The 15088-nt window shown below is 56.3% G+C and carries 11 protein-coding genes; 6 read left to right on the top strand and 5 right to left on the bottom strand.

The window, feature by feature from the left end; translation table 11 throughout:
- The first annotated feature begins 118 nt into the window (after window positions 1-118).
- The 3 genes from htpG (at window position 119) to BN3277_RS23775 (ending at window position 4632) form a co-directional block, all read left to right on the top strand.
- Entirely contained in the window at window positions 119-1999 is a 1881-nt protein-coding gene (gene htpG / locus BN3277_RS23785; protein WP_059046941.1) for a molecular chaperone HtpG, read from the top strand.
- Between the two features lie 111 nt (window positions 2000-2110).
- Window positions 2111-3592 carry an aminotransferase-like domain-containing protein gene (locus BN3277_RS23780; RefSeq protein WP_059046939.1) on the top strand — a complete coding sequence of 494 codons (1482 nt, stop codon included), beginning with the start codon at window positions 2111-2113 and terminating at the stop codon, window positions 3590-3592.
- 89 nt (window positions 3593-3681) lie between these two features.
- The gene (locus BN3277_RS23775) at window positions 3682-4632 is read left to right on the top strand and encodes a D-alanine--D-alanine ligase (protein ID WP_059046936.1); all 951 of its coding nucleotides are present in this window, start codon (window positions 3682-3684) and stop codon (window positions 4630-4632) included.
- Between the two features lie 257 nt (window positions 4633-4889).
- Here BN3277_RS23775 and ald read toward each other — a convergent pair whose 3' ends face one another.
- Window positions 4890-6023 (bottom strand): alanine dehydrogenase, encoded by a 1134-nt coding sequence (ald, locus tag BN3277_RS23770; protein WP_059046935.1) that lies wholly within the window; start codon window positions 6021-6023, stop codon window positions 4890-4892.
- Window positions 6024-6126: 103 nt separating this feature from the next.
- Window positions 6127-7374 carry a PucR family transcriptional regulator gene (locus BN3277_RS23765; RefSeq protein WP_059046933.1) on the bottom strand — a complete coding sequence of 416 codons (1248 nt, stop codon included), beginning with the start codon at window positions 7372-7374 and terminating at the stop codon, window positions 6127-6129.
- Between the two features lie 139 nt (window positions 7375-7513).
- Here BN3277_RS23765 and alr point away from each other — a divergent pair, with 139 nt between their 5' ends.
- From alr to BN3277_RS23750, 3 genes are all read left to right on the top strand, one after another.
- Window positions 7514-8698, top strand: a complete 1185-nt coding sequence (gene alr, locus BN3277_RS23760) for an alanine racemase (protein WP_059046931.1) — start codon at window positions 7514-7516, stop codon at window positions 8696-8698.
- A 238-nt stretch (window positions 8699-8936) separates the two neighbouring features.
- Entirely contained in the window at window positions 8937-9869 is a 933-nt protein-coding gene (locus BN3277_RS23755) for an aldo/keto reductase (protein ID WP_059046929.1), read from the top strand.
- A 5-nt stretch (window positions 9870-9874) separates the two neighbouring features.
- Window positions 9875-11242 carry an MATE family efflux transporter gene (locus tag BN3277_RS23750; RefSeq protein WP_059046928.1) on the top strand — a complete coding sequence of 456 codons (1368 nt, stop codon included), beginning with the start codon at window positions 9875-9877 and terminating at the stop codon, window positions 11240-11242.
- 79 nt (window positions 11243-11321) lie between these two features.
- Here the strand turns inward: BN3277_RS23750 and BN3277_RS23745 are convergent, their stop codons facing one another.
- From BN3277_RS23745 to BN3277_RS23735, 3 genes are all read right to left on the bottom strand, one after another.
- A complete protein-coding gene (locus BN3277_RS23745; RefSeq protein ID WP_059046926.1) occupies window positions 11322-12257 on the bottom strand; it encodes an S-layer homology domain-containing protein in 936 nt (311 codons plus the stop codon).
- A gap of 189 nt (window positions 12258-12446) precedes the next feature.
- A complete protein-coding gene (locus BN3277_RS23740) occupies window positions 12447-13229 on the bottom strand; it encodes a Cof-type HAD-IIB family hydrolase (protein ID WP_059046924.1) in 783 nt (260 codons plus the stop codon).
- Window positions 13230-13301: 72 nt separating this feature from the next.
- Window positions 13302-15005, bottom strand: coding sequence for an ABC transporter substrate-binding protein (locus BN3277_RS23735; RefSeq protein WP_059046923.1), 1704 nt, complete (start codon window positions 15003-15005; stop codon window positions 13302-13304).
- Between the last annotated feature and the right edge of the window lie 83 nt (window positions 15006-15088).

The following is a 15088-nucleotide window of genomic DNA, read 5'->3' as shown; positions in this document are numbered from 1 at the left end:
GACACTCGAATGGCGGATCGATAAACTAAAAACTAGGAATTAGCACTCTGTCCTATAGAGTGCTAATATATGGTTAGCCAAGTTCCCCCATGGGGCGAAAGGAAAGGAGATCAGTTTCATGGCGAAAAAGCAGTTTAAAGCCGAATCCAAAAGATTGCTGGAAATGATGATCAACTCGATTTATACGCAGCGGGAAATTTTTCTGCGTGAGTTGATCTCGAACGCCAGCGATGCCATCGATAAAATTTATTACCGGGCATTAACCGACGATCAGCTGGTGTTTAATAAGGACGATTACTTCATCAAGATCAAGATGGACAAAGAAGCCCGTACTTTAACGATTTCCGATACCGGTATCGGGATGACGAAGGACGAGTTGGAGAATAATCTGGGCATTATCGCGAACAGCGGCTCGTTTGCGTTCAAGAATGAAAACGAGCTGAAGGACGGCCACAACATCATCGGTCAGTTTGGGGTCGGGTTCTATTCCGCGTTTATGGTCGCGGATGTGGTTACCGTGATCAGCCGGGCGCTGGGCTCGGATGAAGCCTACAAGTGGGAGTCCAAGGGGGCTGACGGGTATACGGTTGAGCCGTGCGAGAAGGCGGAGATCGGCACGGACATTATTTTGCATATCAAAGAGAACACCGAAGACGACCAATACGACGAATACCTCGAGGAATACCGGCTGAAGTCGATCATTAAGAAATACTCCGATTTCATCCGTTACCCGATCAAAATGGACGTCACGAGCAGCCGGCCAAAGGAAGGCAGCGAAGGCGAATACGAGTCGTATACGGAAGAGCAAACCGTCAACAGCATGGTGCCGATCTGGCGCAAGAACAAATCCGAGCTGACGGACGAGGATTACGAGAACTTTTACATGGAAAAACGCTACGGGTTCGACAAGCCGGTGTCGCATATCCATATCAAGGCGGACGGCGCGGTCGTGTATAATGCGATTTTGTACATTCCGGAGACGACGCCATTTGACTATTACACCAAAGAATACGAAAAAGGGCTGGAGCTGTACTCGAACGGCGTGCTGATCATGAACAAATGCGCCGACCTGTTGCCGGACTATTTCAGCTTCGTGAAAGGGATGGTCGATTCCGAGGATCTGTCGCTGAACATTTCTCGGGAAATGCTGCAGCATGACCGCCAGTTGAAGGCGATCGCGAAGAACATCCAAAGCAAGATCAAGAGCCAACTGCAAACGCTGCTTAAGGACGACCGCGAGAAATACGAGAAGTTTTATGCCTCGTTTGGCCGTCAGCTGAAGTTTGGCGTGTACAACGACTACGGCATGAACAAGGACGTGCTGCAGGATCTGCTGCTGTTCACCTCGTCCAAGGAGAAGAAGCTCGTCACGCTGGACGAATACGTCTCCCGTATGCCGGAAGATCAGAAGTATATATACTACGCTGCCGGCGAATCGGTGGAACGGCTGGAGAAGCTGCCGCAAACCGAGCTGGTGCTTGATAAAGGGTACGAGATTCTGTATTTCACCGACGACATCGATGAATTTGCGATTAAGATGATCATGAAATACAAGGATAAAGAATTCAAATCGGTGTCGAGCGGTGATTTGGGCATCGAAGCCGAGGCGTCCGAAGACAAGGCCGATACGGACGAGAACAAAGACCTGTTCGCCGCGATGAAGGATCTGTTGGCGGGCAAGGTGAAGGAAGTCAAAGCGTCCAAACGCCTGAAATCCCATCCGGTGTGCTTGTCGACCGAAGGCGAGCTGACGATCGAGATGGAAAAAGTGCTGAATGCGATGCCTGGCGCGGACGGGCAGTCGGTTAAAGCGGACAAGGTGCTGGAGCTCAACGTGAACCATGACGTGTTCCAGTCGTTGAAGAAAGCTTACGACAGTGACAAAGAGAAATTGGCTTTGTACACGAACCTGTTGTACAATCAGGCGCTCTTGATTGAAGGGCTGTCGGTCAGCGATCCGGTTGAATTTACGAATGACATTTGTAAAGTGATGGTGTAAGCGGGCAGGGGCCCGAGAGGATGGGAACCACCTTCTTGCGAAAATGGCGAGAGGGTGGTTCTTTTGTTTTTGGCTTGGAATATGCCATCATGAGGGTGGGGGCGATACAGGGTGTTTCATGACTTTAAGCTTGTGGCGGAGACGCCGGTGTACGTACAGGTGAAAAATTATATCAGATGGCTGATGATGCAAGGGGCTTTGCAGGCCGGACAACGGCTTCCCTCGACACGGGAGCTGTCCGAGCTTCTCGGCGTCAGCCGGGGCAGCATCATCGCTGCCTATGAGGCCTTAAATGAAGAGGGGCTCGTCTACGCCGTAACGGGGAAGGGTAACTTCGTAGCTGAGGTCACTGCACCGGGAGAGCATGCGGTCCCCATCTGGCGAATGGATTGGCGCGAGCGGATGAACCGGCAAGCCCGGCTATCCGTGGAGCTCGACCATATGAAACGCGGCAGGCCCGGCCTGCGGGCGGCGAAAGACGCCATTTTGTTTACGAGCATCGCCCCTGACGAGCAGCTGTTTGATCTGGAGAACGTGAAACGCGCGTTTTTGGATCGGATGGCGGTGGAAGGCCGCGTCTTGTTGAACTATGGATACGCTAAAGGATATAAACCGCTGATTGATTTTTTGCTGAAATATATGGAACGCAAAGGCGTGGATTTGGAAGGCAAGGATCTGCTGATCACCAGCGGATTTACGGAAGGACTGGATATCGTGCTGTCGTCGATGGGGCGGGACGGCGGTGCGGGCGGGCGTATATTATGCGAAAATCCAACGCACCAAACCGCGATCAAAAATTTACGCCGGCACGGGTTCGAGATCACCGGCATTCCGATGGAACCGGACGGCCTTGATCTGGCCGCGCTGGAGAGGGAGCTGAAGACGCAGCCGTTTGACGGCGCGTTCCTGGTACCCTCCTATCATAATCCAACCGGAATTGTGACGTCCGCCGAGAAACGGCTGGCTTTGCTGGAGCTGCTTGGCCGCTATCGGGTGCCGGTCATCGAGGATGGGTTTAATGAAGAGCTGAGGTACTCCGGCTCCCATGTCGCCCCGTTGATCGCAATGGCGGGGCAGGGGAACGGGGTCGTGTACCTGGGCAGCTTCTCGAAGGTATTGTTCCCGGGCATTCGCGTCGGCTGGGTGCTGGCGGACCGGGAGCTAATCGACGTGCTGGAGAGTGTCAAACGGGCGCGCAGCATCCATACGTCAACATTGGACCAATCGCTGTTGTATCAATACTTGCTGAACGGCAACCTGGAGAAGTACCTGAAACGGGCCCGTACGGAATATCGGCGGAAGTACGAATGGACGAAAGCCTGTTGCGAGCGGTACGTGCCGTATTCCCGATTATCGGGCAGCGGCGGGTTGCACCTGTTTCTGGAGTTTCCGGAGGGCTTTGATACGTGGAAGCTGCTTGAGCTTTGCGCGGATCAGGGCGTGCTCTTTACGCCCGGAGATATGTTCTACGTGGACGGCGGGGGACGGAACACGATGCGAATCGGTTTCTCGAGGGTGTCGGAGGAAGACATCGAACAGGGGATTCGCCGGATCGGCGAACTGGCGGCAAAGCTGTTAGAAGCTGTGAAGTAAGGAAGAAGAGTGAATAAGAGTTAGGTGCGGAGCGCTGGAGAGCTGGAGAGCGACTTGGACTTGAACAACGGGTGAAGGAGAGGAATCGGATGAAAGTAGGCGTAATTATGGGCGGGGTCTCCTCGGAGCGCGAGGTGTCGCTGATGACGGGGAAAGAAATCGTGGGGCGGCTGGACTCAAACAAGTATGAAGTGGTGCCGATCGAGGTAACGAAGCGGGAGGAGCTGATCGACCGGGTACGGGGCATCGACTTCGCCTTGCTCGCGCTGCACGGTGCGTTTGGCGAGGATGGTACGGTGCAAGGCGTGCTGGAGACGATGGGGATCCCGTATTCGGGCAGCGGCGTGTTGTCCAGCAGCTTGTGTATGGATAAACATCTGACGAAACGGGTGCTGCAGGCCGAAGGGATCGTTACGCCGGACGGGGCTTATCTGGACCGGGCGATGTTCGCGGACGGCACGTGGGAATCCCGGCTTGCGGGGCTCGCGTATCCGCTGTTCGTCAAGCCCAACGCGGGAGGCTCCAGCATCGGCGTCCAGCGTGTCGACCGGCCGGAATTGTTGCGCGGAGCGCTGGAGGAGGCGTTCCGCTGGGACACGACCGTGGTCGTCGAGTCCATGGTGTCCGGCCAGGAGATCACCTGCCCGATCCTGGACGGGGAGCTGCTCCCGGTGCTGGGCATTCGGGCGGCCAATGGGGCGGAGTGGTTCGACTACGAAGCCAAATATAGCGATGGCGGGGCGGAGGAGCAGCCGATCACGCTGCCTTCGGACGTCGAGGCGCGGGTGCGGGAAGCGGCGCTGGCCTGTTACCGGCTGCTGCAATGCCGCGTGTACGCCCGGGTTGATATGATCCTAAGGGACGGGGTCCCTTACGTCCTGGAGGTAAATACGCTGCCGGGGATGACGGCAAACAGCCTGTTGCCGCGCAGCGCCGCTGCCGCCGGGATGAGCTACGCCGAGCTGCTCGACCGGATCATCGCGCTGTCGCTCGCTGAGCGAGGGAGCGGTGTCCCGGCCGCGGCGGCGGCTCAGCGGTAGAAGTGTTGCATTTCCTACAACATTTCTGCTGGAGTTGTGGCCTTTAGCCATGAAATGTTGCAAGAAGTACAACATTTTGGTGTGGTTAGGCCACAGGTAGGCGAAAATGTTGTATTCTATACAACATTTTCGGTTGAGCTGCGCTTTTGGGGGCGAAAATGTTGTATTCAATGCAACATTTCCCGCAGCCAACCTAAAAAAGAACCGCCCCGAAGGGACGGATCTCTTGGATCAAGTCAAATTGCTGTGAATGTCGCCTAGTTGGCGGGGCTCCCGGCTAGCTCCAGTACCTGCTCGACAGGCACGTACTCGAAGTGCAGGTCTCGGGCGACGGAGGCGTATGTGATCGCACCGCCGGCGACGTTAACCCCCTTGCGAAGGGCTGCCCGTTCGCTGAGCGCCGTGTAAAGGCCCTTCGAGGCGATCTCCAGCGCGTAGGGCAGCGTGGCATTGGCCAGCGCCAGCGTGGAGGTGCGCGGCACCGCGCCCGGCATGTTCGCAACGGCGTAATGGACGACGCCATGCTTCACGTACGTCGGATCGGAGTGGGTCGTGATCCGATCCACCGTTTCAAAGATGCCGCCCTGGTCGATGGCTACGTCCACTACGACCGAGCCGGGGCGCATCGCCTTCACCATGTTTTGGGTGACGAGCTTCGGCGCTTTGGCGCCGGGAATCAGCACAGCGCCGATCACCAGGTCGGATTCCGCGACCGCCTCGGCGATGTGCTGCGGATTCGACATCAGCGTCTGCACGCTGGCGCCGAAGATGTCCTCCAGCTGCCGCAGGCGATCGGCGTTCAGGTCGATAATCGTCACGTCAGCACCTAGGCCGATGGCTACCCGAGCGGCATTTGTGCCAACGACGCCTCCGCCGATGATCGTCACCTTGCCGCGCTTGACGCCGGGCACGCCGCCGAGCAGGATACCTTTACCGCCGTGCGGCTTCTCCAGGAACTGCGCTCCGATTTGCACCGACATCCGCCCGGCTACTTCGCTCATCGGCGTCAACAGCGGCAGCGTTTTGTTTACTTCGACCGTCTCGTAAGCGATGGCGGTCACGCCTTGGTCTCTTAACGCTTGCGTCAGCTCCGGTTCCGGCGCGAGATGCAAATACGTAAAGAGGATCAGACCTTGGCGGAAATAGCCATATTCCGAAGGCTGCGGCTCCTTCACCTTCATCACTAGATCCGCCGACCATGCGTCTGCGGCGCTGCTGACGACTTTAGCTCCGGCGGAGGCATATTCCATATCCTCAAAGCCGCTGCCGGCTCCCGCTTGGGTCTCGATCCACACTTGGTGCCCTGCATTAACCAGCGAGTAGGTGCCCGAAGGGGTCAGGGCCACCCGGTTTTCATTGTTTTTGATTTCTCTTGGGACTCCTACAATCATCTTGTTACCTCCTCCGTCAAACGATCTGACATCAGTATAGGACAGGAACGGCGCTTTTTATATGTGGAGATACGAGAAAAAAAACAGCCCGAATTGTGTAATTTCACAAATCGCGGCTGCCGCCGAAGCGCTCGGCTTTAAGTTCCAGGTATAAGGTCACCTTCTGCTCCATGCTGGCCAAGTCGATCCGGCCGATTTCGGCGATTCGCTTCAGCCGGTAATTCAGCGTGTTAGCGTGGATATGCAGGGCGTCGGCGGCGATTTTCGCATTGCTGTCATGCGCCAAAAACACCTCCAGCGTATGCACCAGTTCGCTGTGATGCTCCTGGTCGTAGACCTGCAGCCGGGCGAGTTGACCGCCTGCTCGGCCATGCTTTTGGAGCTCCTCCCAAATTCGGGGCAAATATCGGTAATATCCGAGGTCGCCGTACATTACCAGGTCCCCGGTCTCCTCGGGAAACCGCTGCTTCACCTGAAGCAGGAGCAGCGCTTCGCGATAGCTGTCCTCCAGCCGTCCGTATTCGCTAAACGTCCCTCCGCTGGCCACTCCGAGGAACTGCTCTGAAAAGAAGGAGCGCAAATTCCGTTGAAGAAGCCCCAATTGGCTGGCGACTCCATCCATCGTATCCGGTGCCAGCGGTGCAAATAGCAATATCAGCTGATTCTTATTGATGGCGCGCAGCACGATCCGGCTGTAGGCGGAGAGAGGAACGCATTTCTCCAACGCCTGCCGCTGCCACGACTCCTTCACTTCGGCGGCAAACTGCAGGACGACCACATGGAACTGCGGAGGGAGGGCGATCCCGATCCGGTGGGCTTTATCCCGGATGAGGGTCTCGTTGGTCAGATGTCCGGTCAACAGCTGCCAGAAAAAATCGCGATGCGCCTCGTCCTCCTTATGGCGCTGCAGTTGCCATTGGGCCATTTTGGTGCGGGCAGCTTGGGCCGCCTTGGCGAACAACGCCATTTCCCGGTCGGAAAAAGGGTTCTCTGTCTCCAGTACCCATATATATCCGACAACCCGGGAGCCCGAGCGGATGGCGGTTGCTACGCGGCCGCTGAGTCCTACCTCTTGAATCGGCGCGATGCGAATCGGCGCTTCGCTCTCTAGAAGGCGAGGGATGATCCCGTCCCGCCAGAGGCTGCCGATGATTTGATCAGGGACCCGGCGGCCAACGATGGTCGCCAGCCGCGCCGCGTCGGTCTCCGGCACGTGCGAGCTGTAGGCAACCAGTCGGTGGTTGGCGTCTTCGATCGTGACTGGACGCCCCAGCACGTCGCTGATCTTCTCCGCGAGCAATTCCAGATTGTCGGAGTAGGGCTCGAAAATATCGTCTTGTTCTTGGCTCATAGGCGAGCGTCACCTCCGATTGGTCTTTTGTGAAGCCGCACAAGGACCGTGCCTTATTTTTGGGGAAGGGAGACAAACCCCGGCAGGGGCGGCTGATTTATACTAAATTCCATGAAGTATAGAAAAGAGGTCTTCCACGATGACAACGATGCAATCGAGGGTCTTGAACCCCACCGGCTACCGGGAAACCTGGGCGGAGGTGTCGCTGGACGCCATCGCCCACAATACAGGGCTCTTTCGCAGGCAAGCCGCCGAGAGCTGCCGGGTGATGGCCGTGGTCAAAGCGAACGGCTACGGGCATGGAGCCGTGCCGGCGGCGCAAGCGGCGATCCGTGGCGGAGCCGAATACCTCGGCGTCGCCCTCGTCGACGAGGCGCTGCAGCTGCGTGCGGCCGGCCTATCACAGCCTATTCTCGTGCTCGGCTACACGCCACCGTTTGGCGTCGAAGCGGCGGTTCGGCAGGGCATCACCTTGACGGTTTATACCGAGGAGGTCCTGCGGGAGGTCATCGCTTGCGCCAAAAGACAAGGGCGCGAGGCGCGCATCCATTTAAAGGTGGATACCGGGATGTCCCGGATCGGCTTGCCTACTGCCGAGGCGGTGATCGCGCTGGCTGAACTCGCGGCAGCCGCTGCACCCTTCGTCATCCTGGAGGGAGTGTTTACGCATTTTGCCGATGCGGATGGTCTCGACCCGGCATATACGATGGAGCAATTTGCCCGGTTTAAAGACTGCCTCGATTCCCTGGAGTCCCATGGCCTGTACGTGCCAATCAAGCACTGCTGCAACAGTGCGGCGGCGATGCGGTTCCCGCAAATGCACCTGGACATGATCCGGATCGGGATTGCGCTCTACGGCTTATCCCCTGCGCCTTCCCCGCAACTGCGATTGCCGGAGTATCCCTTACGTCAGGCGATGCAGCTCAAGACGAAAATCGCCTCTCTCCGGCGGATCCAGCCGGGCCAGACCGTCGGCTATGGGCGAACTTACCAAGCGCCGGAGGAGCGGATCATCGCCACCCTCCCGATCGGTTACGCCGACGGTCTGTCGCGGACGTTATCCAACCGCGGCCTTGCGCTGGTGCGCGAGCAGCGGGCTCCGATCATCGGCCGGATCTGCATGGACCAGACGATGCTGGATGTCACGGAGGTGGAAGGGGTCGCCGCGGGAGAGGAGGTCATCCTCTTCGGCGGATCGGGTGCAGAAGCTTCGATATCCATCGACGAGGTGGCCGGTTGGATGGGAACGATTAACTATGAAGTCGTCTGTCTGCTTGGCGCAAGAGTCCCGCGCGTTTATCCCGAAGGTTTTAGTTCAATGTAAGATTAGGTGTCATGCTTCTGGCATCATAAATCAAGTTTTTCGTTTCGTAAAGAGGTTTTTTGCGGGGTTTCCCATGAAAAACCTCTTTGATGTTATATATATTCACATCATATTCAAGCGGGCTATTTCAAGTCCCAAGGCGCAGGTCGGATTTCTCCTTGCGCGGTGCGCATGATCCGTCTAGAATTGGGCATGAGATCCCTTTAATTAAATCCAAACATCGCAGGAGCGTGAGAGGATGAAGTACAGAAGGTACGGTACGACAGGCAAGCAGGTGTCAGAAATCGGCTTTGGCGCTTGGCAGCTCGGCAACAAGCAGGATTGGGCGGCGATGGAGGACGAGGAGGCCATCCGTCTGGTGCATGAGGCGCTGGACCTTGGCGTCAACTTTTTTGATACCGCTCCCAATTACGGCCAAGGCAAAAGCGAGGTCTTGCTCGGCAAAGCGTTGGACAGAAAACGCGACAAAGCGGTCATCAATACGAAATTCGGTCATTCCCCGGAGGGGACCGATTACTCCGCTTCTCAGATCCGCAATTCGATCGAACGCAGCCTGATGCGGCTGCAAACGGATTATTTGGACTCCGTCTTGATCCATAATCCGCCGTTTGATCATCTGGACGGCAAATACGGTCACTATCAGGTGCTGGAGGATTTGAAGGCGGAAGGCAAAATCCTGGCGTACGGCGTGTCTGTCGATTCCAGCCGCGAAATGCTGGAAGCGCTGGAGCATACCGAGCTTGGCGTGATGGAAGTGATGTTCAACATCTTTTATCAGGAAACGGCGCAAGCGTTCCAGGCGGCCAAGGAGAAGGATGTCGCGTTGATTATCAAGGTGCCGCTGGATTCCGGCTGGTTGTCGGGTAAATACGATGGCACCAGCTCGTTCTCGGGCATTCGCAGCCGCTGGTCTCCGGAGGTGATTCGGACCCGTGCGGAGCTACTGGAGCAAATCCGCTTCCTGGAAGATGAGCAAACGACGATGACGATGGCGGCACTGCGCTTTATTTTGGCTTACCCAGAGGTGACGACGGTGATCCCCGGCGTCCGAAACAGCGCCCAGCTTGGTGAGAATGTGGCCGCAAGTGACGCGGCGCTGCCGGGCGAATCGCTGCGGAGGCTGCAGGAGCTCTGGGAAAGGGAAATCCGCTTTAAAACGCTGGGTTGGTAACCTAAATGAAATTTATGGTGCAGGATAAGGCATTCTATCGTAGTTTTTTCAGACTAACCTGGGTCATTGCGCTGCAAAACATCATTTCCTTTGGCGTCAATTTATCGGATAACATCATGCTCGGCGGTTACAGCGAATCGGCCTTATCCGGCGTTGCTCTGGCCAATCAACTCCAGTTCCTGCTGCAAATGCTCGTCATGGGCGTAGGGGAAGGCGTGGTGATTCTGTCGTCACGGGCATGGGGGGCGCGAGACATCACCACAATCAAGAAGGTGGCCAGCATCGGGATGCGCCTTGCGCTGGCGCTTGCGTTGCTGCTGTGGTTTGCGGTGTTCCTGTTCCCTCACGGGTGCTTGTCTTTGTTTACGAACGAAGAGAACGTCATCGCCGAAGGGGCGGAATATTTGCGGATCATCGGCTTTTCCTATCTCTTTTTTGCGGCGACCCATCTGCTGCTGGCTTCCCTGCGCAGTGTGGAAACGGTCAAAGTGGGATTTATCCTTTCGGTATCGACGTTGCTCATCAACGTTTGCCTGAACTATTTGCTGATTTACGGGCATTTGGGGTTCCCGGCCTGGGGCGTACGCGGCTCGGCTGCGGCGACGTTAACGGCCCGGATCATCGAGCTGGTGATCGTGGTGGGGTACCTGAAGCGAGTGGACCGAAAAATCGGGTTCACGCTGCGGGACTTCTTCCGATTTGATCGGGGTACGTTTAAGCAATACCTCAGCGTGGGTTCGCCGATCCTGATGTCCAATGCCCTTTGGGGGATGGCCATGGCGGTGCAATCCGGGATTTTGGGGCATATGGGAGGAGCGGCGATTGCCGCCAACAGCATCGCAACGACGGTCTTCCAAATCGTGTCCGTTGTGACGTACGCGTCGGCTAGCGCGACGGCCGTCATCATCGGAAAGACGATCGGTGCCGGGCATCCGGAGAAAATCAAACCGTACGCCCAAACGCTGCAGGTGCTTTATTTAATCATCGGATTGGGGACGGGGGCGGTTCTCTTTTTGATTAAGGACGTGGTGTTGGGCTTCTACGCCATATCCCCGGAATCCAAGGCGCTCGCGCTGCAGTTTATGACGGTCCTCTCCATAACGGCGGTAGGCACGGCTTACCAAATGCCGGCATTAACGGGGATCGTACGAAGCGGGGGAGATACGAGATTCGTGTTATATAACGACTTCATTTTTATGTGGTTGATCGTACTTCCTTCCTCCTTCCTGTGTGCCGCAGTGTTCGGCTTATCGCCGCTGCTGACGTTTATCTGCCTCAAATCCGACCAGATCCTGAAATGCTTCGTGGCGGTCGTGAAGGTGAATCGCTACCGCTGGATTCGGACGTTTGGCGCTCCGGAGACCCAAGGATAAAATTATATAAAAAGAATGGACCTCGATCATCCGGCGGCTTGCCGGACAACGGGTCCATTCTTTTTTTCGGATCAAGCGGTTATTTCGATTGGGCGCCAAGCACCGGCTGGTATCCTGTCGGAATGTACGTGACGGCCTTGACCTCGGAAATAACCTGCGGGTAAAATTGCCCCGGCTTTGGCTCCACAATGCGATAGTCGATCAGGGCCTTGTCGTCCTTAAACGTGATGCTTGACACTTCCAGCCCGTAGCCCGGGTGCGGCGCCATCGCCGTGATCGTTACTTTGGTCACGTCGCTGGAGATTTTGTCCGTGCTCAGCCCGAAATCGTACAGGTTGCCGGGGACCGGATCCACGACGATCGGCTGGTTGTCTTTGATAAATTGCAGCGTCCGGTCGAGCATGCCTGCCGCTTCACTGCGGGAGACCGGCTGCTTGGGGCCAAAGTTGCCCTTTTTATCCAAGGTAACGATTTTGGCTTTAATTAGAGCTTGAATGCTGCTCATATAGTCTTTGCTGATTTGCTTCTCGTCGTTGATGGACAAATATTGCATGGTGAATGCGTAGTCGCCTTTTGTGCTCAGCGCTTTGTAGAGCCAGTGGCTGAACTGCTCCTTCGTCACCTTGGCGGCCGGGTTGATGTCCTTCGGAATGTCGAGCCCGTAGTAATTCGCGATGATGAAGGCTTCGGCATACCAGGCTTTATCGCTCACCTTGGTGTAATAGTCGCTGGCTTTAGGCATTTGGATGAACCGGATCGTATTGAAGTTCAGGTCCAGCGATTTGACGATCAGGGTGACGGCAGCAGCGCCCGTCAGCTTCTGGGCCGGGTAGTAGCGACCGTGATAGTCGCCTTTGATAATTCCCAGCTTCTCCAGCCGTTCGATCGCTTTCTGCTCTCTGTCGCCCTTAATGTCGTTGAAGGCGGAGGCTGTGCCGCCAAACATCAGGGTGAACACGATGACCATCAGCAGCGTCAGCTTTGGAAATTTGGATAAACGTTTTTTCGTTTTCATTCGCAAGTCCCTCCTGGAACAATCGTGAGTTAAACGCATCATATCCGCCGGCGTTCTCCGCTGTTCCGCGGCGCCCGGCGAGGCTTAAGGTGTCAATTCCCTCCTCCCGGATACGGTTTGGTTTAACCCTTTGACGCAGGGAGCATGACGGATGTTTCACTTTTTATCCAATTTTTTTTGCGAGGGGCTTCAGGAGATCAGTCCCGCATGACGCAGTCCTTGGCGGATGCCGCCCTCATCCACGCTGGCGGTGACATAATCAGCATAGGGCAGCAGGTCTGGATGGGAGTTCCCCATGGCGATGCCTAAGCCTACCTCTTGCAGCATTTCTTTATCATTTAATCCATCCCCGAAGGCAACGGCGTCGGACAGAGGGATGCCCAGGCGTTCCAGCATGGCTGCGATACCTACCGCCTTGGAGCCGCCGCGGATCGTCACATCCATCGCTTTCGGGTGCCAACGGATCAGACGCAAGTCCTCGAATTGCCCTTCATAGAGCGCTTCATCCTGCTCCTCGCAATGCAGAAAAGCTTGATACACCGGCGACTTGCTCCAAAATTCGGGATCAAATCCCGGATGCTCCACCTTCAAGGAATCGATGGATTCTCTGATAAACGGATGGGCGTCGGCATTGGCGCAGTAACGTTCATTCCCCTGAAACACCAGCGGATGCCGATGGCGTCCGGCGAGCTCGACCAACTTCTGAAGGCTTTCCAGGGGCAAGGTCTGCTTGAATAGCGGCTCCCCTCGGTAGACGACGTAAGCGCCGTTGAGGCTGACAAAGGATTCAATATGCAGCAGCTTGGCGATGGGTTCAAAAAAATACGGTGCCCGCCCGGTCGCGATGACCGGCTCGATGCCGTTCGCTTTTAATTCGGCGATGGCTTGGATCGTGTCCTGTGGGACCTGCTTATCCTCGTTGACCAGCGTGCCGTCGATATCAAAGAAGACGATTTTGTAGTTGTTGTTCATCTGTATGGCTCCTATCCGTTCTTTTTAGGATCTGTATCTATAGAAATAGTGTACCATGGGCGCGCAAACCGCTCATAGTTTGGGTGGGAACCAGAGGTTGCGCAGGTCAACCCATCCCTGACTGTTGAAGCTGACGCCGCGAACGGAGGGGAGGAAGGCGGTTTGCAGCGGTTTTTCCGATAAAATGGCCAGCTCGTTCGCTGTGATCATCTCCGTTTCCGCTCTGCTGAGCAAGGCGTCTCGCCTCCGTGAGTCCTGTTCTCGGGCAACCGCACGAAGCTGCCGCTGAATGTCGGATTGCCGGCGCAGCTCGACATGCTCCGCGATGGTCTGATACAGATCGTAGCGGCGCAGCTGCTCATCCTGGTCACGCAGCAGGGAGAACACGATCAGATCCGCTTGCAGACGGATATCACCTTTAAATTCCTCCACGGAGGAGGATTGAACCCGGCAGGCATATCCGGCGGCCTCCAGCTGCCGGGCGACACGGTCGGCATCCGGTTGATAAGGCGTGATCGTTGCAATGCATAGGGGAAGCCGAGGGGAACGAAGACGGTCATCTGCCGATGTTGATTCAACGGCAACAACTTGGCTAAGGATTCCCATGATTTGGGCGCGGACCTGCGGATCCTGCAAAGGGCCGGATTTTCGGGTATTACAAGTGATGAATTTCCGCACGGATACGTGCGAATGCATTTCAATCCAGGTTCCTTCGGGGGACACGGGTTGCCCGGGAATGACGTGGAAAGGGGACAAGCCTTCGATCACCTCCGTCTGATTTTCGTTCAGTTCCCAAGGGACATGGACGATTTCGATCCGATCCAGATGGGCTTGGCCCTGGTGATAATGAGGAAAGGACTCCAGGACGCAAAGGCTGTCCTGAAACACCGTTACCTTAAACGGTCCAGTCCCGATGGGACGCTGTCCAAATTCGCTCTCACCCCGTTGGTCCAGGTAGCGGGGAACGATGGAGGCCCGGGTGGTACAGAGGCTGGGTAAGAACAGCTCGCACGGTTCCTTAAGCGTCATGCGGAGGGTATGGAGATTTAAGACGGCCACATCGCTGATTCTCTGAAAAATCGAGCTATACAGCGACCGACGCGAACGGCCCGCAAGTCGTTCGAATGTGTAGGCTACGTCATCGGCGGTCATCAGACTGCCGTTGTGGAATAACACCCCTTTGCGGAGGAAGAAGGTCCATACCGTCCGGTCTTCATTGCTCTCCCAGGCGTGAGCCAGGCCGGGGACGACCGTTCCGGTATCGCCTGCCCGGCGGATCAGTCCGTCGAATACATGGCTGGCGATAAACGACTCGGCCAATAGATTCATCTTCAGCGGATCGATGGTTTGCATGGGCTGGCGGATCGGTAAACGCAGCGAGTCGATCTGCCGGTCACTCCGCACTTCCGCATGATGCCCGAAATAGGATAGCAGCCAGCCTTGGAGCCGACCTTGCAGCGAAGAAGCTCCGGCATGCCTGCGAAGATCCTCGATAGCCAAGCGCACGTCCTTGCGGCGAATGGCCTGGGTCATCGACTGGGCGGCAATTTCCTCCGCCGGGATTCTGAACCGCAAAACCGACCGTGCGCCGCGCCCCCGCTGTGACCGCCATTCGATCCATTCGAGCTGCTCCATGCGGCGAATCACCGTCAAGGCGTTCCGATGGGTACAGCCCAATACGGACGCCAACTCATCCAGCGTAACGCCGGTATGTTCATCCATGTTCCTTGCGCCAAACCGGGAATGCAGTTGCAAATACTGATGATGCAACTTCATCTCGCCGACCTCCCTAAAATACGAAGTTTTACTCACGATTTCTTCTCTTTATCTTCCTATTTTATCATTTAAAATGGGCTGTA

Origin of the sequence: Paenibacillus rubinfantis, assembly GCF_001486505.1 — a bacterium.
In the GTDB taxonomy this organism is placed as follows: domain Bacteria; phylum Bacillota; class Bacilli; order Paenibacillales; family Paenibacillaceae; genus Fontibacillus; species Fontibacillus rubinfantis.
This window is presented reverse-complemented; position numbering and strand designations above follow the sequence as displayed.

Excerpts from the sequence above, each read along its gene's own strand:
- htpG (WP_059046941.1), top strand. The coding sequence starts at position 119 with ATGGCGAAAAAGCAGTTTAAAGCCGAATCCAAAAGATTGCTGGAAATG.
- BN3277_RS23775 (WP_059046936.1), top strand. The coding sequence starts at position 3,682 with ATGAAAGTAGGCGTAATTATGGGCGGGGTCTCCTCGGAGCGCGAGGTG.
- ald (WP_059046935.1), bottom strand. The coding sequence starts at position 6,023 with ATGATTGTAGGAGTCCCAAGAGAAATCAAAAACAATGAAAACCGGGTG.
- BN3277_RS23765 (WP_059046933.1), bottom strand. The coding sequence starts at position 7,374 with ATGAGCCAAGAACAAGACGATATTTTCGAGCCCTACTCCGACAATCTG.
- alr (WP_059046931.1), top strand. The coding sequence starts at position 7,514 with ATGACAACGATGCAATCGAGGGTCTTGAACCCCACCGGCTACCGGGAA.
- BN3277_RS23755 (WP_059046929.1), top strand. The coding sequence starts at position 8,937 with ATGAAGTACAGAAGGTACGGTACGACAGGCAAGCAGGTGTCAGAAATC.
- BN3277_RS23750 (WP_059046928.1), top strand. The coding sequence starts at position 9,875 with ATGAAATTTATGGTGCAGGATAAGGCATTCTATCGTAGTTTTTTCAGA.
- BN3277_RS23745 (WP_059046926.1), bottom strand. The coding sequence starts at position 12,257 with ATGAAAACGAAAAAACGTTTATCCAAATTTCCAAAGCTGACGCTGCTG.
- BN3277_RS23740 (WP_059046924.1), bottom strand. The coding sequence starts at position 13,229 with ATGAACAACAACTACAAAATCGTCTTCTTTGATATCGACGGCACGCTG.
- BN3277_RS23735 (WP_059046923.1), bottom strand. The coding sequence starts at position 15,005 with ATGAAGTTGCATCATCAGTATTTGCAACTGCATTCCCGGTTTGGCGCA.